Below are 26,190 nucleotides of genomic sequence, written 5' to 3'. Positions count from 1 at the left end.
ATGAGCGGAATCCTCGACGGTAAGCGCATCCTCATCACGGGTGTGCTGATGGAGTCCTCCATCGCCTTCCACGCCGCCAAGCTGGCCCAGGAGCAGGGTGCCGAGATCATCCTGACCGCCTTCCCCCGGCCCACCCTCACCGAGCGCGTCGCCAAGAAGCTGCCCAAGCCGGTCAAGGTCATCGAGCTGGACGTGACCAACACCGAGCACCTGGAGCGTCTTGAGAAGGTGGTCCGCGAGGAGCTGGGCGGCCTCGACGGTGTCGTGCACTCCATCGGGTTCGCCCCCCAGGACGCCATGGGCGGCAACTTCCTCAACACGTCGTTCGAGTCCGTCGCGACGGCCATGCACGTCTCCGCGTTCTCGCTGAAGTCGCTCACCATGGCGTGCATGCCGCTCATGCCCGCGTACGACAGCGCCACCGGCGCGGGCGGCGGCTCGGTCGTCGGCCTCACCTTCGACGCGCAGTACACCTGGACCGGTTACGACTGGATGGGCCCGGCCAAGGCGGCACTCGAGGCCACCTCCCGCTACCTCGCCCGTGACCTCGGCCCGCGCAATGTGCGCTGCAATCTGGTCTCGGCCGGGCCGATCGGCTCGATGGCCGCCAAGTCCATCCCGAGCTTCGGCGAGCTGTCGGACACCTGGAACCACCTCTCCCCGCTGGAGTGGAACACCGCCGACCCCGAGCCCGCCGGGCGCGGTGTCGTGGCGCTGCTCTCCGACTGGTTCCCGAAGACGACCGGCGAGATCATCCACGTGGACGGCGGCCTGCACGCCGTCGGCGGCTGACCACCCCGAGGACTGTGGCAGGGCCCCCGTACCGACCGGTGCGGGGGCTCCGCCGTGTGCGGCCCCGCCAGGTCAGGCGGGTGAGGCGGGTCAGGAAGGCCATGCGGGTCAGGGCGGGTCAGGCCAGCGTCGTGCCGAAGCGGCAGTGGAAGGCGTGGTCGCGGGCCTCGGCCGCGGCGCGCTCCGGGTCGGCCGCGCGGATCGCGTCGACCAGCCGCGCGTGGTCGAGATGGTCCTCGGGCCGCAGGTCGGTGCCGACGTCGGCCCGCAGGAAGTCCCGCAGCACCTCGCCGAGGTCGGCGTAGAGCGCGGTGAGCACGTCATTGTGCGAGGCGGCCACCACCGCCAGGTGCATGGTCGCGTCGGCCTCGACGAAGGACTCCGCGTCGCCCGACTCCCAGGCCCGTTCGCGCCGGTCGAGCGCCGCGTCGAGCTGCGCCAGGTCGGCGTCGGTACGGCGCTGCGCCGCCAGACCCGCGGCCGTCCCCTCCAGCGAGCCGCGCAGCTCGGCCACGTGCAGCGGGTCGGAGTCGGCGAAGCGCGCCCGCATCACCCCGGCCAGTTCGCTGGTGGCCACCACATAGGTGCCGGAGCCCTGCCGGATGTCGAGCAGACCGTTGTGGGCGAGCGCCCGCACCGCCTCGCGGACGGTGTTGCGCGCCACCCCCAGTTGCTCCACCAGCTCCGGTTCGGTGGGGATACGGGAGCCGACCGGCCAGGCGCCCGAGGTGATCTGGGCGCGGAGGCTGCCGATCGTACGGTCGGCGAGCGTGGTGTGCCTGGGCACTGGACCGAGATTCATCCCATCATTCTATGATGGGGAAATGCGTGACGACGAATCCCTCGCCCTCGACCCCGCCCGGACGCCGCCGACGGCCCCGCCGACGGCACAACCGATGGCCCAGACGACGGCACGAACGACGGCCCCCGTGACGGCCGCGGAACGCGTACGGGACACGGGCTCCGGCCTGGTCCCGGCCACCGGCCCGACCGCCGCCCCGGCCCGGGACCGTACCGGCACCGCACCCGCGCTCGCACCCGCCGCCGGTCTCGCCGGGAACCCCTGGCTGCGCCGCCTCGTCGTCGCCGGTCTCGTCCTGGCCGCGCTCAACCTCCGCCCCGGCATCACCAGCCTCGGCGCCCTGCTCAAGGAGGTCCGCGACGGCCTCGGCATGAGCGGCACCATGGCGGGCCTGCTCACCTCCGTGCCCTCCGCGTGCTTCGCGCTCTTCGGCTTCGCCGCCCCGAGGCTGGCCCGCCGCCACGGCCCCGGCGCCGTGATCTGCGTCGGCATGGCCGCCATCACCGCCGGGCTCGCGCTGCGCCCGCTGGCCGGAAACACCGCGGTCTTCCTGGCCCTCAGCGCCCTCGCCCTCGGCGGCATCGCCGTCTCCAACGTGCTGATGCCGGTGATCGTCAAGCGCTACTTCCCCGACCGGGTCGGCGCGATGACCGGCCTGTACTCCATGGCCCTCTCCCTCGGCACCGCCCTCGCCGCCGCCGTCACCGTCCCCATGACCCACGCCATGGGCCACGGCTGGCGGCTCGGCCTCGGCGTGTGGGCCGCGCTGGCCGCCGTCGCCGTGGTGCCCTGGCTCGCGCTGGTCCGCGACCGTACGGGCGCACCGCCCGCCACCGGCTCCCGGAAGGACGCCGCGGCCGTCAACACCGACGCGGCCCGGAAGAGTGACGCGGCGCGCGCCGCGGACGGCGGCCACGGCCGTATCACCGGCAGCCGTACCGCCTGGGCGCTCGCCTGCTTCTTCGGACTCCAGGCCACCGCCGCGTACATCACCATGGGCTGGATGCCGCAGATCTTCCGGGACGCCGGACTGTCCGCGGGCAAGGCGGGGCTGCTGCTCGCGGTCACCATGGTGATGGGCGTGCCGCTGTCCTTCGTACTGCCGCCGCTCGCCGCCCGGATGCGGGCGCAGGGCCCGCTGGTCGTCCTGCTCGGCGCCTTCGGATTGGTCGGTTACGCGGGCCTGTGGGCCGCCCCGGCCGCCGCGCCGTGGGTGTGGGCGCTGCTGCTCGGCATCGCCAACTGCGCCTTCCCGCTGGCCCTGACGATGATCGGGATGCGGTCGCGGACCGGCGCGGGAGTCGTCCGGCTGTCCGCCTTCGCGCAGAGCACCGGCTATCTGATCTCGATCCCCGGACCGATCCTCGTCGGCACCCTCAACCAGGCCAGCGGCGGCTGGGGGCTGCCGATCGCCTTCATGATCGCGCTGATGGTGCCGCAGATCGTCTGCGGGGTGCTCGCCGGGCGGCGGCGACACATCGAGGACGAACTGTGACCCCGGTGCGGCGGCCCGGCGGCCCGGTGCGAGACTGAACGCATGCCCGTACTCGAACCGAATCCCCCGCAGAGCCAGCGGCGCCTGCTGATCGTCTTCGGCCTCATGCTCGGCGTGCCCGCGCTGGTCGCCATCGTCGCCACCTTCGCCGCCCGGATGGGCTGACCGCCCCGCCCACCGGCCCGTTCGGGCCACGACCCCGAGTCCGGAGGTGGGGACAACCCCACCTTCCCTAGGGGGCCAGGGTCAGGGTCAAGTGGGTGGACGGCCGGATGGGACCGCACGGCGCCCGCCCGTAGCGTCGAAGTGCAAGCAGACAACGGCACTTCGACGGTTTTCCACGGAGGCGGTCACCGTGACCACGCAGTCCCCGCACCTCTACTCCCGGCAGTCCCGGCAGGCCCGGCCCACCGTCGAGTCCGCCACGGCCGCGGGGTCCGCCGGGGCCGAGAAGCCCGGACGCGGAAACGCGTCGTCCGGGAACGCGTCGTCCGCGAACGCGTCGTCCGGGAACGTGCAGACGAGCCTGCCGTGGTGGGCCGTCGCCCTGCCCGCGCTCGCCTTCGCCGCACTGCTCGCCCTCCTCAGCGGCGGCACCGCGGACGCCTCGACCGCGGCCTCCTCCGGCGACCTGCTCGGCCACATCGCCTCCTCGCTGCCGGACCTCGTCCAGCGCCTGCTGTGAGCCTCACCCCTGACCTTCCGCCGTTCCCGCCCCGCCGCCCCCCGTACGGCCTCTGACCTGCGCCCCCGGCGGCCCCCGCGGCGGTGGAGATGCGCCATCCCGCGCCTGACAGCGGGTTTTCTGGAAAGCTGAAGGACATGACCGTCGATTCGACCCGCACGATCGTCCTTCTCCGCCACGCCAAGGCCGACTGGCCGTCGGTCGCCGACCACGAGCGGCCACTGGCCGACCGCGGCCGGCTGGACGCCGCTGCGGCGGGCCTCCGTTTCGCCGACGACGGCATCACCCCCGACGTGGCGCTGTGCTCCACCTCGGTCCGCACCCGCGAGACCTGGAAGCTCGCCGCCCACGAAATGCCGCACCGCCCCAAGACCGTCTACGAGGAGCGGCTCTACGAAGCCTCGCTCGGCGATCTGCTCGCGCTGCTCACCGAGACCTCGGACGAGGTCGGCTCGCTGCTGCTGATCGGCCACAACCCCGGCATGCACGCCCTCGCCGACGCGCTCGCGGGCACCGCCGAAGGCGACACCGCGGCCCGGATGACCCGCGGCTTCCCCACCGCCGCCTTCGCCGTCGTCACCTTCTCGGGCTCCTGGAAGTCCGTCGAACACGGCGTCGGCCGCCTGACCGCCTTCTGGGCGCCGCACGACTGACCGGTACGAGGCCCGCGCGGCCGGTACGAGCGCCGTAGCCGCTACGGGACGGCGCGAACCGGTGCGCGTGCGTACGGATACGTATCGGCGCCCGGCCCCGCGCGGGAATTGTCGCGGTCAGAGCGTCGGCACGCCGTCCAGCGCGTCGGCGGCCTCGATCTCCTCGCGGGTGATGCCCAGCAGATACAGCACGGTGTCGAGGAAAGGTACGGTCACGGCGGTGTCGGCCGCCTGGCGTACGACGGGCTTGGCGTTGAAGGCGACGCCGAGCCCGGCCGCGTTCAGCATGTCCAGGTCGTTCGCGCCGTCGCCGATCGCGACGGTCTGGCTGAGCGGCACCCCGGCCTGCTCGGCGAAGCTGCGCAGCAGGCGCGCCTTGCCCGCCCGGTCCACGATCGGGCCGACGACCTTGCCGGTGAAGCGGCCGTCCACCACTTCGAGGGTGTTGGCCGCCGCGAAGTCCAGGCCGAGCCGCACCTTCAGGTCGTCCGTGACCTGGGTGAAGCCGCCGGAGACCACGCCGACCTGGTAGCCGAGCCGCTTGAGCGTACGGATCAGGGTGCGCGCGCCGGGCGTGAGCCGCACCTCGGAGCGGACCTTGTCGACCACGGACGCGTCGAGACCGGCCAGCAGCGCCACCCGCGCGTGCAGCGACTGTTCGAAGTCCAGCTCGCCGCGCATCGCGGCGGCCGTCACCGCGGCGACCTCGGCCTCGCAGCCCGCGTGGGCGGCGAAGAGCTCGATCACCTCGTCCTGGATGACGGTGGAGTCCACGTCCATCACGACCAGCCGCTGCGCCCTGCGCTGGAGACCGGCGGGGACCACGGCCACGTCGATGCCGAGCGCCGCCGCCTCGACCGAGAGCACCGAGCGCAGCACACCGGGCTCGGCGCCGGAGACGGCGAACTCCACCGCTGTCACCGGGTACTTGGCCAGCCGGAAGATGCGGTCGATGTTGCCGCCCGCGTTGGTGATCAGGGCGGCGGTGGCCGCGGTCGACTCGGCGGTCAGCGGGCGGCCGAGCACGGTGACATGCGAACGGCCCTCGCCGCGCGGCCTGTTGTCGCCGGTGCCGGAGATGATCTCCGCCTCCATGCCGATGGACTCGGCCCAACTGTGCACGGTGGAGCGCAGTTCGCCTTCGAGGCCGGGGGAGGGCGCCGTCACCAGGGCGCACAGCACTATCCGGCCCCGCGTGACGACCTGCTCGATGTCCACCACGTCCACCCGGAAGGCGGCGAGCGTGTCGAAGAGCCCCGCGGTGATGCCGGGACGGTCCTTGCCGAAGATCTTGACCAGAATGGTGGGCGCGTCCGCCGGCGGAACGGCGGCGACAGGCGCGGTCTGCGAGACGTCGTTCATGGTGCTCCCACCGTAGCCGCCCCGCCCGGCCCGATGATCGGCCGTCTCGGTTGGCGGACCGCCCTAAGACCGCGGGCCTCGCCTTCAGGAGCGGGGGTGCGGCGCGGTGGCACTGCGCGGGACCAGGTTTTTCAGGTGGCGCGGTGGCGCTGCGCGGGACCGGGCTTTTCAGGGGCGCGGGGAACTGCGCGACCAGCGCTCGCGGTGGCGAGCTGTGAACGCCGCCCTCATGGGGCAGACGATGTTCGCGTTCGGGCCGTGAGCCCGAGGGGTGCGGGCCCCGCAGATCCCCGCACCCCCGGCGGACGCCGGCTCAGCGGGGCCCGCGCGGCGCGGCAGGCGGCGGGGGAGGCGGCGGCTCCGGCCACTTCTCCTCCGGCCGGCCCGAAGCCCCGGCCCGACCCGAAGCCCCGGCCCCGCCGGAGCCGCCTCGCGGCCGACGGAAACCGGGCGGCGGCGGCCCCGCGATGGTCGGCGCGGCGTCCACCCCGCCAGCCTGCGGGGCCTTGTACGGATTCGGCTCGTCACCGGGCCGCGGCCCGGCGTAAGGATTGGGCTCGCCGCCACCCCCCGCGTAAGGATTGGTCTCGGCACCGCCCCCCGCGTAGGGATTGGGCTCGCCGCCGCCCCCGGCGTACGGGTTGGGCTCCTCACCGTCCTCCGGACGGTAGACCGGGCTCGGCAGATACGGTCCCGCCCGATAGGCCAGCTCCGGATACGTACGGCCCGCGTCGTCGCCCCCGGCGGAGCCGGACACGTGCACGCCCTCCTCGGCGCCCGGCGCCGGACCGCCGCTGTCGTAGGCGCCGTCCCCCGTATCGGGAAGCGCGCCCCCGCCCGGCCGGGCCAGCGCCGCGACCTGCTGTCCCGCCGCCCCGGTGGCCAGCGCGAGCAGCGCGCCCACCGCGCCCATGCCCGCGCCCCAGACGGCGCCGAGCAGCAGTCCCAGCGGGAGGCTGCCGTGCAGGTCGACCCCGGCGCCGACGGCGTCGAAGCCGAAGACCGACAGATTCGCGTTGACCTTCACCTTGCTCAGATGCGACAGCAGCGGCAGCGCCACGGCCGTGACCAGGCCGAGCCGCACCGCGCACCGTGCGACGAAACCGCCCTTGGCGGCACCGTCGAGCGGAGTGCGGGTGGCGGTGAGCGCGCCCGCGAGCAGCATCATCACCGCGATGGCGACCGGCAGCAGCCAGACCCGGCTGTCGAGTTCGGCCAGCGCGCCCGGTGTGATCGTCTTGCCGGACCCGCCCGCCAGCAGCTTGTCGACGGGATCGGGCAGGAACGACGTCAGCGGCCCCGACGCCTGCCCCTTCCACGGCACGAACAGGCCGAGCGGTACCGCGAGCCATACGCCGTTGGGCGCGCCGAGCAGCGCCGCGCCCATGATCCGGCCCGGTTCGTCGCCGGTCAGCGCCGCGTAACAGGCCGCCGCGTCACCCGCGAGCACCGCGACCACCATGACGACGGTCAGCGCGGACACGGCGGGCCGCACCGCGCGGTGCACGCCCTCCCATCCGGCCGGCAGCGGTGTCCTGCGCGAGGCGAGCAGCGCGATCAGCAGCACGCCGAGCACCCACACCAGGCCGCCCGCCAGGGTCCGCCCGGTGGCGACCTCGAAGGTGATCGACGCCTTGGTCTGGATCAGCCCCTGCAACCCGTCGGTGAGGCCGCCGCTGATCTTGCCCACGCCGGGCAGCTTGCTCAGCAGGTCGTCCGTGGTGCCCTTGGACGGGCCGAGCGCGGCGCCGTCGATGGCCACCGTGTCCTGCCCCGCCCAGGCGAGACCGCCGAGGACCGCCAGGAACAGCACGGCGGTCGTCACGACCCGCGCCGCCAGTTCGCCGACACCGACCGTCGGACCGGCCCTGCGCAGCGAGCGCAGGAACACCCACGACAGCAGCAGCGCGCCGACCAGTGCCACACCCAGCGGCGCGATACCGATCGCGCCCTGGGTCTGCGATCCGCTCAGTCCGAACGCGCCGACGTCACCGCCCGGCCGCACCTTGCCGCCCACCGCCATCGCGACCACGGCTGCCGTCATCGGCCCCAGTGATCCGGCGGTGTCCGCGCCCAATAGATGTAAGGCGAGAGCGGCGGTGCCCGCCATCGCCAGGAACGCCCAACTCACCGACGCCACAGCGGCGAGCATGACGCTCGTCCAGGGCGTGGTCCGTGCACTCATCCCGACCCCCGAGGCCGTTCGTCCCCCCATGCACCCAATGCGCCCCACTCTCGGGCGCGGACGGGTGCCGCGTCAACGTCCGTTGCGGAACACGTACATCGGGCTTGTTTTCTGTTACGAGACAGGAGCCTGCAATAGTTCCTCCCGAACTTCGCTATCTCTAGACTCCCCCCATGGGGGACTACTCGGGGGACAACACATGGGGCTTGGGGTGCCTGAACTCGTACTCGAATTGAACGGACGGACCTGGACGCTGGACGCGTCCCGCTCGTACAGCCTGGGGCGCGATCCGTCGGGGGATCTGGTACTCGACGACGCCAGGGTGTCGTGGCGGCACGCCACCATCCGCCGTGCGGAACGCGGTTGGGTGATCGAGGACCTCGGCAGCACCAACGGCACCTATGTACAGGGGCAGCGGGTCCAGCAGACCGAGGTGGGGGCCGGTTCGACCGTCCACCTCGGCAACGCCACGGACGGACCCCGGCTGAACTTCACCGCGGGCGCGCAGGCCGGCGCCGATGTGTACAGCGCGGAGACCGCGCACGCGACGCCGCAGCAGCGCTACCCGCAGGCGCGGGCCGCGGCCCCCGCGGCACCCGTCGGACAGGCCGGGGCCCCGCAGGCCCCGGCCCCGCAGCACGTCCAGCCGCCCGCCCAGGCCCAGCCGCAGGCGCAGATACACGCGCAGGCGCCCGCCGCCCCGCCGCGTCAGCAGCAGCCCGGCGGCTGGGGACAGCCGCCCGCGCAGGTGCCGCCGCAGCAGTACGCGCGGCAGCCGCAGCCTCCCCAGCAGGGCCAGGGCGGCCAGGGCGGCTGGGGTCAGCCGCCGGTCCAGCAGCCGCCCGCCCCGCGCGCGCAGCCCCAGCAGCCCGTCGGCGGACACCCGCAGGGCGTCCGCAGCCCCACCACCTTCCACCAGCTCGCCCTCGGCCGGGTCATGAAGATCGGCCGCGCGCTGGAGAACGAACTGGTCGTCTCCGACCTCCAGGTCTCCCGGTACCACGCGGAGTTCCGCGCGCACCCCGACGGCCGCTACGAGATCGTCGACCTCGGCAGCCACAACGGCACGTACGTCAACGGCCAGCCGATCCAGCGCCATCTGCTCGGCCCCAACGACATCGTCGGCGTCGGCCACTCCACCTTCCGGCTGGTCGGCGACCGCCTCGAGGAGTTCGTCGACACCGGCGAGGTCTCCTTCTCCGCCCGCCGCCTGACCGTCACCGTGCCGCACGGCAAGGTGACCAAGCAGATCCTCAAGGACGTCTCCTTCGGCGTACCGGAGAAGTCGCTGATCGGCGTGATCGGCCCGTCCGGCTCCGGCAAGTCCACGCTGCTGCGCGCGCTCACCGGCTACCGCCCCGCCGACCAGGGCGAGGTGCTGTACGACAACCGCAATCTGTACAAGCAGTTCGCCGAGCTGCGGCAGCGCATCGGCCTGGTCCCGCAGGACGACATCCTGCACAAGGAACTCCAGGTCAGGACGGCACTGCGGTACGCGGCCAAGCTCCGCTTCCCCGGTGACACCGCGTCCGCGGAGCGCGAGGCGCGGATCAACGAGGTACTGCGCGAGCTGAAGCTCGACATCCACGCCGACAAGCGCATCACCTCGCTCTCCGGCGGCCAGCGCAAGCGCGTCTCGGTCGCCCTCGAACTGCTCACCAAACCCTCGCTGATATTCCTGGACGAGCCGACCTCCGGCCTCGACCCGGGCATGGACCGCGACGTCATGAAGCTGCTGCGCGGCCTGGCCGACGACGGCCGTACGGTACTGGTCGTCACCCACTCCGTCGCCGAACTGGCGCTCTGCGACAAGCTGCTGGTGATGGCCCCCGGCGGCTCGGTCGCCTACTTCGGCCCGCCGGACGAGGCGCTGAACTTCTTCGGCTACGAAACCTGGGCCGATGTCTTCTCCGCCTTCGAGAACTACCGCGACTACGACTGGTCGGGCCGCTGGCACGGCTCGCAGCACTACCAGATGTACGCCGCGGACCTGGACCAGGCGGCCCCGCAGCAGGCGCCGGTCATCCCGCACCAGGTGGCCAGGCCGCCCAAGCCGCAGGCGTGGCTGCCGCAGCTCGTCACCCTGATCCGCCGCTACATGTCGGTGATCGCCTCCGACCGGGGCTTCATCGCCCTGATGTTCATCCTGCCCGCGGTGCTCGGTGTGGTCAGCATCGTCATCCCGGCGGCCAGCGGCCTGGGCCCAGGACCGGCCAAGGCGCACGGCGTCAACAAGGACGCGGGCACGATCCTGCTGATCCTCGCGGTGGGCGCCTGCTTCTCCGGCGCCGCCAACTCCGTCCGCGAGCTGATCAAGGAACGGGTCATCTACGAACGGGAACGGGCCACCGGCCTGTCGCGTTCGGCGTATCTGATGTCCAAGGTCATCGTGCTCGGCCTGATCACCGCGGTGCAGGGCGCCGTCATCTGCGGCATCGGGTTCGCGCCGCGCGCGATGCCCACCGAGGGCGTCATCATGAAGAGTCAGCCCGCGGTCGAGATGACCCTGGCCATCATCGGCCTCGGCTTCACCTCGATGATGTTCGGCCTGATCATCTCCTCGCTGGTGAAGACCGCGGAGAAGACGATGCCGCTGCTGGTCATGTTCGCCATCGTCCAGGTGGTGTTCACCGGCGTGCTCTTCCAGCTCTACGACTCGCCCGGCATCGAGCAGTTCGCCTGGCTGATGCCCGCCAGGTGGGCGGTGGCCGCGCTCGGCACGACGGCGAATCTCAACGTGATCATGCCGTGGGACCCGGGCAACCCCGACGCGCTGTGGAAGCACACCGCGAGCCAGTGGACGATCGACATGGTCGTCCTGGTGCTGCTCGGCGTCGTGTGCGGCATCGTGGTCTCGCGGCTGCTGCGCCGCCACGAGCCGGAAGTCATGCGGAAGTAGTGAAACGGAAGTAGCGAATCCGAATACGCCGAAAGGGCGGCGGGCCCGAAAGGTCCCGCCGCCCTTTCACGCTGCGGCTGTGGGAGCCGAACGCGCGGATCAGTACGCGGAGTTCACGTTGTCCATGGAACCGTAGTTCGCCGCGGCGTAGTTGCAGGCGGCGGTGATGTTCGCGACCGGGTCGTAGATGTCCCACGAGGTTCCGTCGACGTGGTACGCCTGGAAGGTCGGGTCGATGACCTGGAGCAGGCCCTTGGACGGAATGCCGGCGGCGGCGTTGGAGTCGTACAGGTTGATCGCCTGCGGGTTGCCGCTCGACTCGCGCATGATGTTGCGGTAGATGCCGTCGTAGCTGCCGGGGATGCCCTTCTGGGCCATGATCGCCAGCGACTGCTTGATCCAGCCGTCCAGGTCGTTGGTGTACGTGGTCGTGGCGGCGGTGCTGGCCTGCGGGGCGGCCTGCACGGCGGTACGCGTCGTGGAGCGGTTCGCGGCGGCCGTGTCCTTGGCGCGCTGCGCGGCGGCGTCGGCCGCGGCCTTCTTCTTGGCGGCCGCGTCGGCGGCGGCCTTCTTGGCGGCGGCGTCCGCTGCCGCCTTCTTCCGCGCCGCGGCGTCGGCCGCGGCCTTCTTCTTCGCGGCGGCCTCGTCGGCCGCCTTCTTCTTGGCCGCCTCGTCCGCGGCCTTCTTCTTCGCCGCGGCCTCGGTGATCGCGCGCTCCGAGGCGATGCCGGCCTGCGCTTCGATGCTCTTGACCTGGTCGCCGGTGGAGACCTGGAAGCCGGTGGGGTCACCGACCGCGGCGGAGGCAGTCCCGCCGGTCCCCTGGAGACCGGTGACGGCCAGGACGACAGCGGTCGCGGCGACGGCGCCGGCCGCCGTGATCTTGTGGGTCTTGGTAAGCCGGCCGATCTTCGGGATCGTGGGGAGCTGCATAGGAATTAACCTCTTCCGTTTGCGGACCCGAGAATTCTTAGAGGGTCGGAAAACGGAGGTCAACGAGCCTTCCTACGAACTCCTTTCGTAGACGGTCGAGGGACAAATCGGAATCGGCATTCCCCCGGACAGTGGCGTGAGGCGCCCTTTCCACTAGGCGACTTAGTATGTGACGTACGTCCTATAGGTCACCTCACACGCCGTCGCCCCCTCCGTCGCCCAAGGTGACGGAGGGGGTGCTTTATGTGACGTTTATGGCAGCAGGAGATTGACGTCGCCGAATTCGTGCCAGAGGTAACCGCCGCGCAGCGCCTCGGCGTAGACCCGCTCCAGCAGCCGGTCGCCCGACAGCGCCCGCAGCATCAACAGGTGCGTGGCCTCCGGCTCGTGCAGTCCGGTCAGCAGCCCGTCCACCGCGCGCACCCCGCGCTCCGGGGTGACCACCAGCTCCGTCCAGCCGCCGCCCGGCCGCACCACACCGCGCTCGTCCGCCACCGACTCCAGCGCCCGTACCGCCGTCGTCCCCACCGCCACCACACGGCCGCCCGCCGCGCGCGCCGCGTTCACCTGCCAGGCCGTCGCCGCCGACACGGTGTACGGCTCGGCGTACGGCGGCTCGTGCGCCTCGACCGACGCCACCCCGGTGTGCAGCGTGATCGGCGCGACCTGCACGCCCCGGCAGACCAGCTCCGTCACCAGCGCCGTGGTGAAGGGCCGCCCGGCGCTCGGCATCTCCGCGGAGCCGAGGCCGTCCGTCGACCGGGCGGAGAACACCGTCTGGTACGCCGCCAGCGGCTGGTCCCGGTCGGTGTAGCCGTACCGGATCGGCCGCCCGTACCGCCGCATGTACGCGACCGGGTCCGGCAGTGAGGGCGCGGCCACCCACAGCCGGTCCCCGGCCGGGTCGAGCGGCTCCTCCAGCACCAGCCGGGCCCCGGCGCGCAACTCGACCACCGCGCCCGCGGGACCGCCGGCCCTGCGGACCGTCGAGCCGTGCCCGTCCGGGTCGCGGACCTCCACCACCCAGCGGCCGTCGTCCCGGCGGGTGGACCAGTGCACCACCACCGGCCGTCCGTCGAGCCGCCCGTCCACGGCCGCGGGCAGCGTCCGCGAGGTGTTCACCACCAGGACGTCACCGGCCCGCAGCAGCTTCGGCAGGTCGCGGAAGCCGTGGTGGGTGACCGCGCCGGTGCGCTGCTCGCCGACCAGCAGCCGTACCGTGTCCCGGCGGGCGGCCGGGGCCGTCGCGAGCAGCGAGTCCGGGACGCGCAGCCCCGCCAGCCCGGCCCGCGGAGCCCCGGCCGGGCCCCTACCCCGCCCGATGTCCTTATTGCCCGCTCCTGTCCTCTTTATATAGGGGTCCTTCGCGGACCCCCGCCCGGAGTCCTTCGCGGGCCGCGCCGCCTGCGCGCCCTCCCGTACCGCACTCATCGCGCCTCCAGCAGCACCGGGGCGCTGTAGCGCCCGCTGGGCGCGGCCTCGTCGAGCAGCCGCAGGAAGGCCGGGACCACCGACTCCGGCAGCGGCCGGGCGGCGAAGTCCGCGTCGTCGGGCACGGCCGCCGCGTACAGCCCGGTCCGCAGATCGCCCGGGTCCACCCACCACACCCGCAGCCCCGGCTCCTCCTCGGCCAGCACCGCCGACAAATGGTCGAGCGCCGCCTTGCTCGCCCCGTACCCGCCCCAGGTCGGATACGCCTCCACCGCCGCGTCCGAGCTGACGTTCAGCACCGCGCCGCCCGCCGCCCGCAGCAGCGGCAGCGCCTCCCGCACCAGCGCGAAGGGCGCCGTCACATTCGTCTCCAGCGCCTCCCGCAGCCCCGCCACCGGCAGCTCGGCCAGCGGCACCAGCGGCTCAGCGCCCAGCGCGCTCGCGTTGTTCACCAGCAGATCCACCCCGCCCAGCTCGCGCGCCGCCGCCACCAGCTCCGCCCGGTGCCCCGCCGCCGTCACGTCGCCCGGCACTGCCCGCACCCGTGGCCGTACCGCCGCGCCCCCGGCGTGATCCGGGCCGTACCGTTCCAGGTCCGCCGCGGCCGACCGCAGCGCGTCCGCGTTCCGCCCGTCCAGTACGAGGTCCCAGCCGCGCCCCGCCAGCTCGGCGGCCAGCGCCCGCCCCAGTCCGCGCGACGCTCCCGTGATGATCGCTACCGGCATGATCCAGCCCTCCGCACCGGGGCCCGGCCGTCCGCCGGACCACCTCGTGCCCTCACCGTAGGAACGCCCCGGCCGCACACGCCTCGGCCGGCCGCCGCACGCCTCACGGTCACTTGGAACTAGGCCACACGACCGAGGACGGTCGGTCCGGCGGCGCATACGGACCGTCACCCGGCGCCGGTACGGTGGAGACATGCCCATCCGGCCGCCACGAGGCGGAATCGAAGCGGTCAGCGCCGCGGTCCTGGCGATGAGCCGCCAGGTGGAGGTGCGCGACGTCCTCCAGACGATCGTCGCGTCCGCCCGCGAGCTGCTCGACGCCGAATACGCGGCCCTGGGCGTGCCCGACGACCACGGCGGCTTCGCGCAGTTCGTGGTCGACGGCGTCAGCGACGAGGAGTGGAAGGCCATCGGCCCGCTGCCCCGGCAGCACGGCATCCTCGCCGCGATCCTGCACGAGGCGACCCCGCTGCGGCTCGCCGACGTCCGCACCTTCGAGGACTTCCAGGGCTGGCCCAAGCACCACCCCGACATGCGCGACTTCATCGGCATGCCGGTGGTCGACGGCGACGAGATCCTCGGCGCGCTCTTCCTCGCCAACAAGAAGTGCGGCCCCGGCGGGACCCGCGGCGCCGACGGCACCTGCGGCTTCACCGAGGACGACGAGGACCTGCTGCGGATTCTCGCCGACCACGCCGCGATCGCCCTGACCAACGCCCGGCTCTACGAGCGCAGCCGCGAGCTGACGCTGGCGGGGGAGCGGGCCAGGATCGCGCACGAACTGCACGACGCCGTCTCGCAGAAACTCTTCTCGCTGCGGCTGACCGCCCAGGCCGCCGCCGCGCTGGTCGACTGCGACCCGGCGCGCGCCAAGGGTGAGCTGAAGCAGGTCGCGGCGCTCGCCGCCGAGGCCGCCGACGAACTGCGCGCCGTCGTGGTGGAACTGCGCCCGGCCGCCCTGGACGAGGACGGCCTCGTCGCCACCCTGCGCACCCAGGCCGACGTCCTGGACCGCGTCCACTCCGCCGACGTCACCTTCCACGCCGTCCGGGTGCGGGCGCTGCCCGCCGCGCAGGAGGAGGCGCTGCTGCGGGTCGCCCAGGAAGCGATGCACAACGCCCTGCGGCACGCGCACGCCGACGCCGTGGACGTCATCCTGGAAGGCCACGGAAAGGGCGCGCTGCTGCGGATCCGCGACGACGGCCGCGGCTTCGACCCCACCGCGGTCCGCCGGGCCGGACGACACCTCGGACTGGTCTCCATGCGGGACCGGGCCGGCGGCGTCGGCGGCCGGCTCACCGTGCAATCGGAGCCCGGCAAGGGCACCGTCATCGAGATGGAGGTGCCCGGTGGCTGAGAACACCATCCGCGTGCTGCTGGTCGACGACCACCAGGTCGTCCGCAGGGGGCTGCGCACCTTCCTCGAGGTGCAGGGCGACATCGAGGTGGTCGGCGAGGCGGGCGACGGAGAGGAAGGCGTGGCCCGCGCCCAGGAACTGCGGCCCGACGTGATCCTCATGGACGTCAAGATGCCCGGTGTCGACGGCATCGAGGCGCTGCGGCTGCTGCGCGACGCCGAGAATCCGGCACGGGTGCTGATCGTGACCAGCTTCACCGAACAGCGCACCGTCGTGCCCGCGCTGCGGGCGGGCGCCGCCGGATACGTCTACAAGGACGTGGACCCGGTCGCGCTCGCCGACGCCATCCGCTCCGTGCACGCCGGGCACGTCCTGCTCCAGCCCGAGGTCGCGGGCGCGCTGCTCTCCCAGGAGCAGGGCGGCACCGGCCAGGGCCGGGGCAACGCGCTGACCGAGCGGGAGCGCGAAGTCCTCGGCCTGATCGCCGACGGCCGCTCCAACCGGGAGATCGCCCGCGCGCTGGTGCTCTCCGAGAAGACGGTCAAGACCCACGTCTCCAACATCCTCATGAAGCTCGACCTCGCCGACCGCACCCAGGCCGCGCTGTGGGCGGTGCGCAACGGCGTGGGGAACTGACGGGACCGCTCGCGGCGCCACCGTGTCCACCTGTCCGTGCGGGCCGACCACCACGTGCCCGTGCGGGCCGCCGTCCACCTGTCCGTGCGGGCATCCGTTCGGCGGAGTGAGATTCATACTGTCGGGTGTATGTCGTCCGAACGGCGCAACCTGATCCACGCTGACCCGTTCTGCAGGGCGTACCGCGGCGGATTGCCGCGGTGCACCCCCAGCCACGGCTGGGAGGTGCCCCCAGCAAAGAGGAAGTTCGAAGTGATGAACCTCAAGAAGGCCGCGACCGTCACCCTCGTGGCGGGCGGCCTGGCCGTCGCCGGTACCGGTGTGGCCTCCGCCGCCAGCGGCGCCGACGCGTGCGGCACCGCCGTGAAGTCCCCGGGCGTGGGCTCCGGTAACCTGGTGCAGGTTCCGGTGCACATCCCGGTCAACCTCAGCGGCAACTCGGTGAACGTGATCGGCCTGCTGAACCCGGCGTTCGGCAACGTCGCCGTCAACAAGTAACCACGGACGACGCGGACTTCCGGCCCGCCTCGCGGAAGGCCCCGCGGCACGGGATCCCTCCCCGTAGCCGCGGGGCCTCCCCACGCGCCGCCGCGCCGCGCCGTGGGGACGTCAGGTCCCGTGCCGCGCCCCGCGCGGGATGTCAGGTCCTGCGCCGCTCCGCCTCCTCGACATACGCGTTGTACGCCGCCACCTGCGCCCTGCGCGCCGTACGCTCCACCGGCCGCAGCAGCTCCGCCCGCGCCGCGATCTGCGAGGCGCTCACCGCCGCGCCGTGCCCGTCGGAGGCGATCTCCACCAGCGCCGCGACCCGCTGCGCCAGCGCCAGCACCCGTACCGCGCGCGGCGGATACCCCGGCGCGAGCACCTCGCCGCCGCGCTCGGCGCGCGCCCGGTACGCCTCGAGCGCCGCGTGCGCGGACGGACCCGCGCCCGCCACGTCCAGCCGCGCCAGCGCGTTCGTGGCGTCCCGCAGCGCCTCGGCCAGCTCCCGCTCGGCCTCGCTCAGCGACGGTACGTCGGCGGGCGGCGCGTCCCGTACCGGCAGGCACCGCCACTCGACCTCGACGTGCACATCGCCGGCCGGGCCCGCCTCGCGGACCTCGGGCACCAGACCGAGCGCCGCGCCGCCGACGGTGACCACCGCCTCGCCCGCGGCCAGCGCCCGCGCGTTGAACTCCGGCGGCCCGCTCAGCCCCAGCGGATGCCCGGCCACCGGCAGCGCGAGCCGCAGCCCCGTCACGCCCAGCGCGCGCAGCCTGCCCAGCCCCAGCGTCAGCCCCACCGGGACATGCTCACCCGGCAGCCCCGAGATCCGGTGCACGGCGTCGTCCGCCGTGATCTCCTGTGCGACGTCATCGGGGGCGGCAAGTCCGGCAAGCAGGGCATTTCCCCACGCGGTCAGCCGCCCTGAGCGAGGTTCATCAAGCATGCCCCCAGCCTATGGAACGGACCCGTCGCGCGGTGGCGTAAGTTTTCCCCGGGGGATCCTTCTGCCGGTGCCTACCCGCGCACACGGCAGACAGCCGAGACTGCAATGGGAGACAACGCGCTCATGAGCGATGTGCTGGAGCTGGTGGACGTATCCGTGGTCCGCGACGGACGGGCTCTGGTGGACCATGTGTCGTGGTCGGTCGCCGAGGGGGAACGCTGGGTCATCCTCGGACCCAACGGGGCGGGCAAGACCACCCTGCTCAATGTCGCGTCCAGCTATCTCTTCCCCACCACCGGCACCGTCCAGATCCTCGGCGACAAGCTCGGCAACGTGGACGTGTTCGAACTCCGGCCGCGGATCGGCATGGCGGGCGCCGCCATGGCCGAGAAGATGCCGCGCAGGCAGACGGTCCTGGAGACCGTCCTCACCGCCGCGTACGGCATGACCGCCACCTGGAACGAGGGGTACGAGCAGGTCGACGAGGACCGCGCCCGCGCGTTCCTCGACCGGCTCGGGATGAGCGAGTACCTCGGCCGCAAGTTCGGCACCCTGTCCGAGGGCGAGCGCAAGCGCACCCTGATCGCCCGCGCGATGATGACCGACCCCGAACTGCTGCTGCTCGACGAGCCCGCCGCCGGCCTCGACCTCGGCGGACGCGAGGACCTGGTCCGCCGCCTCGGCCGGCTGGCCCGCGACCCCATCGCCCCCTCGATGATCATGGTCACCCACCACGTCGAGGAGATCGCCCCCGGCTTCACCCACGTCCTGATGATCCAGCAGGGCAAGGTCGTCGCCGCGGGACCGATCGACCTCGAACTCACCTCCCGCAACCTGTCCCGCTGCTTCGGCCTCCCGCTGGTCGTCGAGCGCCGCGGCGACCGCTGGACGGCCGCCGGACTGCCGCTGTCCTGAAGGGTTTTCGTCCGGGTTTCCATTGCGTACTGCCGCAACTGCCCTCCGCACGCCTACGATTGGCGACGTGGACGCATGGGTGTGGTGGCTGATAGCGGCAGTGGGTCTCGGGATACCGCTGGTGATCACGGCGATGCCCGAATTCGGGATGTTCGCCGTCGGAGCGGTGGCCGGGTCGGTCACGGCCGGAATGGGCGGCGGGATCGTCGCCCAGGTGATCGTCTTCGTCGTCGTCTCGGTCGCGCTGCTGGTCTTCGTACGGCCTATCGCGTATCGCAACCGGCAACGCCCGGAACAGCGCAGCGGTGTCGACGCCCTCAAGGGCAAGCAGGCCGTCGTCCTGGAACGTGTCGACGGCGGTGCCAACGGACGGATCAAACTCGGCGGAGAGGTCTGGTCGGCCCGCGCCCTGGAGCACGGCCGGGTCTACGACCCGGGGCAGCAGGTGGACGTGGTGGAGATCGACGGAGCGACCGCCGTCGTCATCTGAACACCCGGCCTCCGGACACCTGAACACCCGACATCCGAACACCCGACATCCGAACGTCGCCGACGAGGGCCGGGAAATCACCGAACCCGCCCGCGACAAGCGGCTGTTCTGCCAGAATTGATCATGCCGGAGTACGTCGTACTCCCGCAGCCGACCCGCGCGGGGAGTGGACATGCAGCCCATCATCATCGTCCTGATCATCCTGGTGGTGCTCGTCTTCATCGCGCTGATCAAGACGGTCCAGGTGATTCCGCAGGCCAGCGCCGCCATCGTCGAGCGCTTCGGCCGCTATACCCGGACCCTCAGCGCCGGCCTCAACATCGTGGTGCCGTTCATCGACACCATCCGCAACCGCATCGACCTGCGCGAGCAGGTCGTGCCGTTCCCGCCGCAGCCGGTGATCACCCAGGACAACCTGGTGGTCAACATCGACACCGTCATCTACTACCAGGTGACCGACGCCCGCGCCGCGACGTACGAGGTCGCCAGCTACATCCAGGCCATCGAGCAGCTCACCGTCACCACGCTCCGCAACATCATCGGCGGCATGGACCTGGAGCGGACCCTGACCTCCCGCGAGGAGATCAACGCGGCACTGCGCGGCGTCCTGGACGAGGCCACCGGCAAGTGGGGCATCCGCGTCAACCGCGTCGAGCTGAAGGCGATCGAACCGCCCACCTCCATCCAGGACTCGATGGAGAAGCAGATGCGCGCCGACCGTGACAAGCGCGCCGCGATCCTCACCGCGGAAGGCATCCGGCAGTCCCAGATCCTCACCGCGGAGGGCGAGAAGCAGTCCTCGATCCTGCGCGCGGAAGGTGACGCCAAGGCCGCCGCGCTGCGCGCCGAAGGTGAGGCCCAGGCGATCCGCACGGTCTTCGAGTCGATCCACGCGGGCGACCCGGACCAGAAGCTCCTCGCCTACCAGTACCTCCAGATGCTGCCGAAGATAGCCGAGGGCGACGCCAACAAGCTGTGGATCATCCCCAGCGAGCTGAACGACGCGCTCAAGGGCCTCGGCGGCATCGTCAACCTCCCGGGCGCCCCCGGCGCTCCCGGCAACGGCTCACGCGAGCCCGCCACCGCGCCCGCCCCGCGCCGCGAGTCCCCGCCCTTCGACAAGGACTGACCAGCGCTGACCAGCGCTGACGAGCACTGACCAGCACTGACGAGGACCGCCCCGGCCCGGAAGCCCGCCGCAGCCCCCTATGACATGATCGCCGCGCACCCCTCGACCTCGACGGCGGGGAGGACGCGCGAAGATCATGGAGACGACGCATGACTCTGCCGGAAGCCCTCGCCGTGTTCGCGGCCGGAATCGGCGCGGGCACCATCAACACCATCGTCGGCTCGGGGACACTGATCACCTTCCCCGTCCTGCTCGCCGTCGGACTGCCGCCCGTCACGGCCAACGTGTCCAACTCACTGGGCCTGGTGCCCGGTTCGATCACCGGCGCCATCGGCTACCGCGGTGAACTCCAGGGCCAGCGACCGCGCCTGCTGCGGCTCGGCGCCGTCGCCCTCGTCGGCGGACTCATCGGCGCCGTCCTACTCGTCACCCTGCCGTCCACGGCGTTCAAGGCGATCGTCCCCGTCCTCATCGCCATCGCACTCGTCCTGGTCGTGCTGCAACCCTGCCTGGCCCGCGCCGTCCAGGCCCGCCGCGACCGTACCGGCACCCAGGCCCCCGCCCACGGCGGCACCGCCCTCGTCGTCGGCATGCTGCTCGCCAGCATGTACGGCGGCTACTTCGGCGCCGCCCAGGGCGTGCTGTACCTCTCCCTGATGGGCCTGGTGCTCAACGAGTCCCTGCAACGCGTCAACGGCATGAAGAACGTCCTCGCCGCCGTCGTCAACGGCGTGGCGGCCCTCTTCTTCATCATCGTCGCCCACATGAACTGGACCGCCGTCGGCCTCATCGCGGGCGGCGCCGTCATCGGCGGCCTGATCGGCGCCCGCGTCGGCCGCCGCCTCCCGCCCGCCGCCCTGCGCGGACTCATCGTCGTCGTCGGCACCGCCGCGATCGTCCAACTCCTGCTGAAATAGGGCCCCTCCCCGAAGGGAAGGGCCCCGCCCCGTCGGGACCTCACGGCCCCACGACCTCGATTCCCCGCACGCGAAGGGGCGCTCAGGCCGACGCCGGAACGGGCAGCCACTCCGGCAGCCCGAACCCGTCCCGCACCCCCAGCGCCAACAGCAGCGTGTCCGCCGGCGTCGGCTCGAACGGCCGGACCAGCAGCCGCATCCCCGCCTGCTCGGGAGTACGGTCCGCCTTGCGCTGATTGTCCTCGCCGCACGCGGCCACCGTGTTCAGCCAGGTGTCACCGCCCCCGCGCGACTTCGGCTGCACGTGGTCGACCGTGGTGGCCCTGCGCCCGCAGTACGCGCACCGGTGCCGGTCACGTACCAGCACACCGCGCCGCGACCACGGGGCCCGTTGTCGGAACGGCACCCGCACGTACCGGCAGAGCCTGATCACCTGCGGCACCGGAACCTCCACCGCGGCGGCACGGATGCGCAGCCCGGGATGCGCCTGCTCCACGACGGCCTTGTCCTGCATCACCAGCACGACAGCACGCCGCAGCGACACCGTCGACAGCGGCTCGAAGCTCGCATTCAGCACCAGCGTCTCACGCATCCCGCCCACCTCCCGGGCCCTGCCCCGCCCCCATGGCGAAGTGGATCCACTGTGGCCCCGGGACACGGCCGCCGACAACGCAATTTCACGGCCGCAACCGGAAGATCGGCAGGTGGAAAGGTCCTGTTCATCCCGGATTCCGCGCCGGGGCACGTCCCCGCGTCCCTCCGGGCTCGGCCGGGGGCTCGTCCCGGGGAAAGGTCTGCGCTCCGGGTGCCGTCCCCCGTGTAGAACGGGCACCCGGAGCGCGTCCGTCGGCGTGGACGCCCGGCCCGCAGACCGAACTCCGGCAGACGGCGGACGCAGACGCCCGGCCGCCCCCGCCACCGCGGTGCCGACAGCCTGAGGACGGTGGTCACGTCGTCAGGCACGCACCACTGTGCGACGGGGAACGGCGGAGCGCAACGTAATATCCCGAGCGCTCAGCGCGACAGACCCGGCGGGCTCAGCCTCCGGCCCGCACCTCGTACTCACCGATCAACTGCGCCCTGCCCAGCGTGTGGAAGCGCAGATTGAACCCGACGAACGCGGGCGAGGCGTCCGCGTCCGGGCCCAGCTTCTCGGTGTCCACCGCGTAGACCGTGAACACATACCGGTGCGACCCGTCACCGGGCGGCGGCGCCGCGCCACCGAAATCCCGCGTCCCGTAGTCGTTCCGCGCGTGCGTCGCGCCCGCGGGCAGCCCCGGGAAAGCACTGGAACCCGCACCGCGCGGCAGCTCCGTCACCGACGCGGGGATGTCGAACAGCACCCAGTGCCAGAAACCGCTGCCGGTCGGCGCGTCCGGGTCGTAGCACGTGACGGCGAAGCTCTTCGTCCCGGCCGGGAACCCCTCCCACCGAAGCTGCGGCGAGACATTGCCCGCCGCGTACACCTGATCGTCCTTGAGTACCCCGCCCGGTACCACGTCGTCGCTCACCACGGTGAACTCCGGCACCTGCGGGTGGAAGTCATGGGGGAGCGGCCGTCGCGCTTGCTCGGTCACCTCGACACCTCCTGATCGCACACGATTGATTCCGCCCCGAGCCTAGGGCCCCGGTCAGAACCAGTTCCGCTTGCCGCCCACCTCGGCGAGCCACTGGTGCAGATAGGCCGCCCAGTCCGTCTCCTCGAAGGAGTGCATGCTCATCGTGAAGGAGCGGTACGTGTCACTGCCGCCGCCGAACAGCCCCGGCTTCTTGTCCATCTCCAGGACGACATCCATCTCCTCGCCGTCCGCGACGAACGTCAGCTCGACCTCCTTGAGCCCCCGGTACTGCTCCGGCGTACGGAACTCGATCTCCTGGTAGAACGGCAGCCGCTGCCGCGTGTTCCGCATCGTCCCCCTCTCCAGATCCGCGCTCTTGAAGGCGAACCCCAGCCGCCCGAACGCGTCGAGCAGCGCCTCCTGCGCGGGCAGCGGGTGGACGTTCACCGGGTCCAGATCCCCCTTGTCCACCGCGCGGGCGATCTGCAACTCCGTCGTCACCCCCACGTTCATCCCCGTGAGCTGCCGCCCCATGAACATCGTCACCGGCGTCTCCCACGGCACCTCCAACGAGAACGGCACATCGTGCACCGCCCCCGCCCGCACCATGAACTCGCCGGCGATCTGCTGCGTATGGAACTCGATGTTCTGCAAGGACTCCGTCTCATTGCCCTGCGCGTCCCTGCGCTCCACCTCGACGCGCGCCTGCAACCCGACCGTCAGCCCCTGTATCCGCTGCTCGACCGAACCGCCCTGCACCCGCACCGAACCCTCGACCACCCCGCCGGGCACCACATCGGCCTGGTGCAGCTCCGTCTCCACCGACGCCCCGCCGGCCCCGAGACTCGCCATCATCTTCCTGAACCCCATACGCACTCTCCCTGACCGCATCCACTGGCTCACGCTGTGCGAACTCTACGAACGCCGGGACGCCCCGTCCGGTTCCACTACGCTCCTGAACCGTGATCACGCCACCCGAACAGGTCCCGCTCGACCGGGCGTTCTTCGACCGGCCGGTCCTGGACATCGCCCCCGACCTGCTCGGCCGCACCCTGGTCCGCACCACCGACCAAGGACCGGTCACCCTGCGCCTCACCGAAGTCGAGGCGTACGACGGCCCCAACGACCCCGGCTCCCACGCCTACCGGGGCCGCACCGACCGCAACGCCGTGATGTTCGGCCCGCCCGGACACACCTACGTCTACTTCACCTACGGCATGTGGTTCTGCCTCAACCTGGTCTGCGGCCCCGAAGGCACCCCCAGCGGAGTCCTGCTGCGCGGCGGCGAGATCACCACCGGCGCCGACCTCGCCCGCGCCCACCGCCCCACCTCCCGCAAGGACAGCGACCTCGCCCAGGGCCCCGCCCGGCTCGCCACCGCACTGTCCGTCGACCGCTCGCTCAACGGAGCCGACGCCTGCGGCCCCGGCGGACCGCTGCGCGTCCTCACCGGGACCCCGCCCCCGCCCGCCCTGGTCCGCACCGGCCCGCGCACCGGCGTCGGCGGCGCGGGCGCCGACCACCCCTGGCGCTACTGGATCGACGGCGACCCCACCGTCAGCCCCTACCGCGCCCACGCCCCGCGCAAGCGTCGATAAACGACTGGCCGGAACCGCGTACCCTCGGACACGCTTCACGCACCGGGTACGCGAAGCCGTATCCGACCCCCAGCACCCACAAGAGGGAGACACGAGACCCGTGACGGACATCGTCGACGAGCTGCGGTGGCGAGGGCTGATCGCCGTTTCCACTGACGAGGACGCACTGCGCAAGGCGTTCGCGGACGGCCCTGTCACGGTCTATTGCGGCTTCGACCCGACCGCGCCCAGCCTGCACCTCGGCAACCTGGTCCAGATCCTGACCATCCGCCGCCTCCAGCTCGCCGGCCACCGCCCGCTCGGACTGGTCGGCGGTGCCACCGGTCTGATCGGCGACCCCAAGCCGTCGGCCGAGCGCACGCTGAACGCGCCCGAGGTCGTCGCGGAGTGGGTCGAGCGGGTACGCGCCCAGATCGAGCCCTACCTCTCCTTCGAGGGGCCCAACGCCGCGACCATGGTGAACAACCTGGACTGGACGTCGGGCCTGTCGGCCATCGAGTTCCTGCGCGACATCGGCAAGCACTTCCGGGTGAACAAGATGATCAGCAAGGAGGCCGTGGCCCGCCGACTCAACTCCGACCAGGGCATCAGCTACACGGAGTTCAGCTACCAGATCCTCCAGGGCATGGACTTCCTGGAGCTGTACCGGCGGTACGGCTGCACGCTCCAGACCGGCGGCAGCGACCAGTGGGGCAACCTCACGGCGGGCATCGACCTCATCCACCGCGTCGAGGGCGCCTCGGTGCACGCGCTGGCCACCCCGCTGATCACCAAGGCGGACGGCACCAAGTTCGGCAAGACCGAGGGCGGCGCCATCTGGCTCGACGCGGAGATGACCACGCCGTACGCCTTCTACCAGTTCTGGCTGAACGCCGACGACCGTGACATCGCCACCTTCCTGCGCATCTTCAGCTTCGCCTCGCGGGCGGAGATCGAGGAGCTGGAGCGCTCGACCGAGGAACGCCCGCAGGCCCGCGCGGCCCAGCGCGCCCTCGCCGAGGAGCTGACGACGCTGGTGCACGGCGCCGACCAGTGCGCCGCCGTGATCGCCGCTTCCAAGGCACTTTTCGGCCAGGGCGAACTCGCCGACCTGGATGAGGCCACCCTGGCCGCCGCGCTCAGCGAACTCCCGAAGGCACAGGTCAGTGAACTGGCCTCGGTGGCCGACCTGTTGGCCCTGATCGAGCTGGTCCCGAGCAAGTCCGCCGCCCGCCGCACCATCAAGGAGGGCGGCGCGTACCTCAACAACACCAAGGTGACCAGCGAGGACGCGGTTCCCGCCGACTCCGATCTGATCCACGGTCGTTGGCTGGTGCTGCGCCGGGGCAAGAAGAACCTCGGAGCGGTCGAACTCGCTTGACACGGCTGGAAATCTACGTTTGAGCGGCGGCCGAGCTTGACTCGGTCGCCGCTCGTGCGTAACGTAGTCCAAGCCGCCAAAACGGTGGGGATGGTTCACATCAGCCCCTACCGCACCGGGCGGCCACTCACTACCTACGTCTTCCCGATCATCGGGCCGTATTTTGGTGCGCCAAAATCCAATTCGATGGACTCGATTATGAGTCGCCCGGGAAATGGGCTAACGTAGTGGACACGCCGAAAGGCGGGAAACAAACCCCGATCCAATCAGGGGCCGGAAACGCACAGCGGATCTGGTAGGGTTGGAAACACGAAGGGAAAGCCCGGAGGGCCGGTGAAACGGTCTGAAGGAAGCTTCTGTTCCTTGAGAACTCAACAGCGTGCCAAAAGTCAACGCCAGATATGTTGATACCCCGTCTTCGCGGACCGATTGTGGTTCGTGGGGCGTGGTTCCTTTGAAGAACAAAAACACAGCGAGGACGCTGTGCGCGATTGGGATTATTCCTCCCGGTCGCGCCGCTCTTGCGTGTTGTTCCGGGATATCCCGGTGGCATTCACGGAGAGTTTGATCCTGGCTCAGGACGAACGCTGGCGGCGTGCTTAACACATGCAAGTCGAACGATGAAGCCTTCGGGTGGATTAGTGGCGAACGGGTGAGTAACACGTGGGCAATCTGCCCTGCACTCTGGGACAAGCCCTGGAAACGGGGTCTAATACCGGATAATACCTACTGGGGCATCTTAGTGGGTTGAAAGCTCCGGCGGTGCAGGATGAGCCCGCGGCCTATCAGCTTGTTGGTGGGGTGATGGCCTACCAAGGCGACGACGGGTAGCCGGCC

25 protein-coding genes and 1 rRNA gene are annotated in these 26,190 nt (G+C 71.6%); 16 read left to right on the top strand and 10 right to left on the bottom strand.

The window, feature by feature from the left end:
• A complete protein-coding gene (fabI, locus tag ACIO6U_RS00130; protein WP_355333673.1) occupies positions 1–792 on the top strand; it encodes an enoyl-ACP reductase FabI in 792 nt (263 codons plus the stop codon).
• Between the two features lie 118 nt (positions 793–910).
• Here fabI and ACIO6U_RS00125 read toward each other — a convergent pair whose 3' ends face one another.
• The gene (locus ACIO6U_RS00125; protein WP_391044216.1) at positions 911–1,594 is read right to left on the bottom strand and encodes an FCD domain-containing protein; all 684 of its coding nucleotides are present in this window, start codon (positions 1,592–1,594) and stop codon (positions 911–913) included.
• A gap of 22 nt (positions 1,595–1,616) precedes the next feature.
• On the opposite strand from ACIO6U_RS00125, the gene ACIO6U_RS00120 reads away from it, so the two are divergent.
• From ACIO6U_RS00120 to ACIO6U_RS00105, 4 genes are all read left to right on the top strand, one after another.
• Entirely contained in the window at positions 1,617–3,089 is a 1,473-nt protein-coding gene (locus ACIO6U_RS00120; protein ID WP_401714550.1) for a CynX/NimT family MFS transporter, read from the top strand.
• Between the two features lie 42 nt (positions 3,090–3,131).
• Positions 3,132–3,254: an SGM_5486 family transporter-associated protein gene (locus ACIO6U_RS00115; protein ID WP_262928365.1), complete on the top strand. Its 123-nt coding sequence runs from the start codon at positions 3,132–3,134 to the stop codon at positions 3,252–3,254.
• 190 nt (positions 3,255–3,444) lie between these two features.
• Positions 3,445–3,774 (top strand): hypothetical protein, encoded by a 330-nt coding sequence (locus ACIO6U_RS00110; protein ID WP_401714548.1) that lies wholly within the window; start codon positions 3,445–3,447, stop codon positions 3,772–3,774.
• Between the two features lie 137 nt (positions 3,775–3,911).
• Complete coding sequence (locus ACIO6U_RS00105; RefSeq protein ID WP_355333665.1) at positions 3,912–4,427, top strand: histidine phosphatase family protein; 516 nt, start codon at positions 3,912–3,914, stop codon at positions 4,425–4,427.
• A 117-nt stretch (positions 4,428–4,544) separates the two neighbouring features.
• On the opposite strand, the gene serB is transcribed toward ACIO6U_RS00105, so the two are convergent.
• On the bottom strand, positions 4,545–5,789 hold the full coding sequence (gene serB, locus ACIO6U_RS00100) for a phosphoserine phosphatase SerB (RefSeq protein ID WP_355333662.1): 1,245 nt from the start codon (positions 5,787–5,789) through the stop codon (positions 4,545–4,547).
• A gap of 313 nt (positions 5,790–6,102) precedes the next feature.
• Positions 6,103–7,974 carry a streptophobe family protein gene (locus ACIO6U_RS00095; RefSeq protein WP_391159620.1) on the bottom strand — a complete coding sequence of 624 codons (1,872 nt, stop codon included), beginning with the start codon at positions 7,972–7,974 and terminating at the stop codon, positions 6,103–6,105.
• Positions 7,975–8,173: 199 nt separating this feature from the next.
• Between ACIO6U_RS00095 and ACIO6U_RS00090 the strand changes: the two genes are divergently transcribed.
• Positions 8,174–10,873, top strand: coding sequence for an FHA domain-containing protein (locus ACIO6U_RS00090; protein ID WP_401714545.1), 2,700 nt, complete (start codon positions 8,174–8,176; stop codon positions 10,871–10,873).
• Between the two features lie 99 nt (positions 10,874–10,972).
• Here ACIO6U_RS00090 and ACIO6U_RS00085 read toward each other — a convergent pair whose 3' ends face one another.
• The 3 genes from ACIO6U_RS00085 to ACIO6U_RS00075 form a co-directional block, all read right to left on the bottom strand.
• Complete coding sequence (locus tag ACIO6U_RS00085) at positions 10,973–11,806, bottom strand: lytic transglycosylase (RefSeq protein ID WP_355333654.1); 834 nt, start codon at positions 11,804–11,806, stop codon at positions 10,973–10,975.
• Positions 11,807–12,058: 252 nt separating this feature from the next.
• Positions 12,059–13,237, bottom strand: coding sequence for an S-adenosylmethionine:tRNA ribosyltransferase-isomerase (locus ACIO6U_RS00080; protein WP_401714543.1), 1,179 nt, complete (start codon positions 13,235–13,237; stop codon positions 12,059–12,061).
• Positions 13,234–13,962 carry an SDR family NAD(P)-dependent oxidoreductase gene (locus tag ACIO6U_RS00075; protein WP_401714541.1) on the bottom strand — a complete coding sequence of 243 codons (729 nt, stop codon included), beginning with the start codon at positions 13,960–13,962 and terminating at the stop codon, positions 13,234–13,236. The genes ACIO6U_RS00080 and ACIO6U_RS00075 overlap by 4 nt, the downstream gene beginning before the upstream one ends.
• Positions 13,963–14,155: 193 nt before the next feature.
• Between ACIO6U_RS00075 and ACIO6U_RS00070 the strand changes: the two genes are divergently transcribed.
• From ACIO6U_RS00070 to ACIO6U_RS00060, 3 genes are all read left to right on the top strand, one after another.
• Entirely contained in the window at positions 14,156–15,319 is a 1,164-nt protein-coding gene (locus tag ACIO6U_RS00070; protein WP_355333645.1) for a GAF domain-containing sensor histidine kinase, read from the top strand.
• A complete protein-coding gene (locus ACIO6U_RS00065) occupies positions 15,312–15,956 on the top strand; it encodes a response regulator transcription factor (protein ID WP_093714340.1) in 645 nt (214 codons plus the stop codon). The genes ACIO6U_RS00070 and ACIO6U_RS00065 overlap by 8 nt, the downstream gene beginning before the upstream one ends.
• Before the next feature lie 252 nt (positions 15,957–16,208).
• Positions 16,209–16,454: a chaplin gene (locus tag ACIO6U_RS00060; RefSeq protein ID WP_188279867.1), complete on the top strand. Its 246-nt coding sequence runs from the start codon at positions 16,209–16,211 to the stop codon at positions 16,452–16,454.
• 142 nt (positions 16,455–16,596) lie between these two features.
• Here ACIO6U_RS00060 and ACIO6U_RS00055 read toward each other — a convergent pair whose 3' ends face one another.
• The gene (locus ACIO6U_RS00055) at positions 16,597–17,385 is read right to left on the bottom strand and encodes a hypothetical protein (protein WP_391044235.1); all 789 of its coding nucleotides are present in this window, start codon (positions 17,383–17,385) and stop codon (positions 16,597–16,599) included.
• A gap of 123 nt (positions 17,386–17,508) precedes the next feature.
• Between ACIO6U_RS00055 and ACIO6U_RS00050 the strand changes: the two genes are divergently transcribed.
• The 4 genes from ACIO6U_RS00050 to ACIO6U_RS00035 all read left to right on the top strand — a co-directional run bounded on the left by ACIO6U_RS00050 (position 17,509) and on the right by ACIO6U_RS00035 (position 20,836).
• Positions 17,509–18,300, top strand: coding sequence for an ABC transporter ATP-binding protein (locus ACIO6U_RS00050; RefSeq protein ID WP_355333638.1), 792 nt, complete (start codon positions 17,509–17,511; stop codon positions 18,298–18,300).
• Between the two features lie 58 nt (positions 18,301–18,358).
• On the top strand, positions 18,359–18,790 hold the full coding sequence (locus ACIO6U_RS00045) for an NfeD family protein (protein WP_317452506.1): 432 nt from the start codon (positions 18,359–18,361) through the stop codon (positions 18,788–18,790).
• Between the two features lie 172 nt (positions 18,791–18,962).
• Positions 18,963–19,919, top strand: coding sequence for an SPFH domain-containing protein (locus tag ACIO6U_RS00040; protein WP_355333636.1), 957 nt, complete (start codon positions 18,963–18,965; stop codon positions 19,917–19,919).
• A 149-nt stretch (positions 19,920–20,068) separates the two neighbouring features.
• Complete coding sequence (locus ACIO6U_RS00035; RefSeq protein ID WP_401714538.1) at positions 20,069–20,836, top strand: sulfite exporter TauE/SafE family protein; 768 nt, start codon at positions 20,069–20,071, stop codon at positions 20,834–20,836.
• 82 nt (positions 20,837–20,918) lie between these two features.
• Here the strand turns inward: ACIO6U_RS00035 and ACIO6U_RS00030 are convergent, their stop codons facing one another.
• The 3 genes from ACIO6U_RS00030 to ACIO6U_RS00020 form a co-directional block, all read right to left on the bottom strand.
• Complete coding sequence (locus ACIO6U_RS00030) at positions 20,919–21,428, bottom strand: HNH endonuclease (protein ID WP_188279862.1); 510 nt, start codon at positions 21,426–21,428, stop codon at positions 20,919–20,921.
• A 445-nt stretch (positions 21,429–21,873) separates the two neighbouring features.
• A complete protein-coding gene (locus tag ACIO6U_RS00025) occupies positions 21,874–22,413 on the bottom strand; it encodes a YbhB/YbcL family Raf kinase inhibitor-like protein (protein WP_391044239.1) in 540 nt (179 codons plus the stop codon).
• Positions 22,414–22,467: 54 nt separating this feature from the next.
• Positions 22,468–23,265: a sporulation protein gene (locus ACIO6U_RS00020; protein ID WP_401714535.1), complete on the bottom strand. Its 798-nt coding sequence runs from the start codon at positions 23,263–23,265 to the stop codon at positions 22,468–22,470.
• 92 nt (positions 23,266–23,357) lie between these two features.
• Between ACIO6U_RS00020 and ACIO6U_RS00015 the strand changes: the two genes are divergently transcribed.
• The 3 genes from ACIO6U_RS00015 to ACIO6U_RS00005 all read left to right on the top strand — a co-directional run.
• The gene (locus ACIO6U_RS00015) at positions 23,358–23,993 is read left to right on the top strand and encodes a DNA-3-methyladenine glycosylase (RefSeq protein ID WP_391044243.1); all 636 of its coding nucleotides are present in this window, start codon (positions 23,358–23,360) and stop codon (positions 23,991–23,993) included.
• Positions 23,994–24,093: 100 nt separating this feature from the next.
• The gene (gene tyrS, locus ACIO6U_RS00010; RefSeq protein WP_401714533.1) at positions 24,094–25,353 is read left to right on the top strand and encodes a tyrosine--tRNA ligase; all 1,260 of its coding nucleotides are present in this window, start codon (positions 24,094–24,096) and stop codon (positions 25,351–25,353) included.
• 552 nt (positions 25,354–25,905) lie between these two features.
• Positions 25,906–26,190 (top strand): 16S ribosomal RNA (locus ACIO6U_RS00005); the annotation flags it as partial.

Origin of the sequence: Streptomyces sp. NPDC087422 (genome assembly GCF_044744145.1) — a bacterium.
GTDB lineage: Bacteria > Actinomycetota > Actinomycetes > Streptomycetales > Streptomycetaceae > Actinacidiphila.
This window is presented reverse-complemented; position numbering and strand designations above follow the sequence as displayed.

Bases quoted from the DNA above. Each gene is read 5' to 3' on its own strand.
- ACIO6U_RS00095 (WP_391159620.1), bottom strand. From the start codon at position 7,974: ATGAGTGCACGGACCACGCCCTGGACGAGCGTCATGCTCGCCGCTGTG.
- ACIO6U_RS00090 (WP_401714545.1), top strand. From the start codon at position 8,174: ATGGGGCTTGGGGTGCCTGAACTCGTACTCGAATTGAACGGACGGACC.
- ACIO6U_RS00105 (WP_355333665.1), top strand. From the start codon at position 3,912: ATGACCGTCGATTCGACCCGCACGATCGTCCTTCTCCGCCACGCCAAG.
- ACIO6U_RS00055 (WP_391044235.1), bottom strand. From the start codon at position 17,385: ATGCTTGATGAACCTCGCTCAGGGCGGCTGACCGCGTGGGGAAATGCC.
- ACIO6U_RS00080 (WP_401714543.1), bottom strand. From the start codon at position 13,237: ATGAGTGCGGTACGGGAGGGCGCGCAGGCGGCGCGGCCCGCGAAGGAC.
- ACIO6U_RS00075 (WP_401714541.1), bottom strand. From the start codon at position 13,962: ATGCCGGTAGCGATCATCACGGGAGCGTCGCGCGGACTGGGGCGGGCG.
- ACIO6U_RS00030 (WP_188279862.1), bottom strand. From the start codon at position 21,428: ATGCGTGAGACGCTGGTGCTGAATGCGAGCTTCGAGCCGCTGTCGACG.
- ACIO6U_RS00085 (WP_355333654.1), bottom strand. From the start codon at position 11,806: ATGCAGCTCCCCACGATCCCGAAGATCGGCCGGCTTACCAAGACCCAC.
- ACIO6U_RS00035 (WP_401714538.1), top strand. From the start codon at position 20,069: ATGACTCTGCCGGAAGCCCTCGCCGTGTTCGCGGCCGGAATCGGCGCG.
- fabI (WP_355333673.1), top strand. From the start codon at position 1: ATGAGCGGAATCCTCGACGGTAAGCGCATCCTCATCACGGGTGTGCTG.
- ACIO6U_RS00120 (WP_401714550.1), top strand. From the start codon at position 1,617: ATGCGTGACGACGAATCCCTCGCCCTCGACCCCGCCCGGACGCCGCCG.
- ACIO6U_RS00125 (WP_391044216.1), bottom strand. From the start codon at position 1,594: ATGAATCTCGGTCCAGTGCCCAGGCACACCACGCTCGCCGACCGTACG.
- ACIO6U_RS00020 (WP_401714535.1), bottom strand. From the start codon at position 23,265: ATGGGGTTCAGGAAGATGATGGCGAGTCTCGGGGCCGGCGGGGCGTCG.
- ACIO6U_RS00115 (WP_262928365.1), top strand. From the start codon at position 3,132: ATGCCCGTACTCGAACCGAATCCCCCGCAGAGCCAGCGGCGCCTGCTG.
- ACIO6U_RS00070 (WP_355333645.1), top strand. From the start codon at position 14,156: ATGCCCATCCGGCCGCCACGAGGCGGAATCGAAGCGGTCAGCGCCGCG.
- ACIO6U_RS00040 (WP_355333636.1), top strand. From the start codon at position 18,963: ATGCAGCCCATCATCATCGTCCTGATCATCCTGGTGGTGCTCGTCTTC.
- serB (WP_355333662.1), bottom strand. From the start codon at position 5,789: ATGAACGACGTCTCGCAGACCGCGCCTGTCGCCGCCGTTCCGCCGGCG.
- ACIO6U_RS00050 (WP_355333638.1), top strand. From the start codon at position 17,509: ATGAGCGATGTGCTGGAGCTGGTGGACGTATCCGTGGTCCGCGACGGA.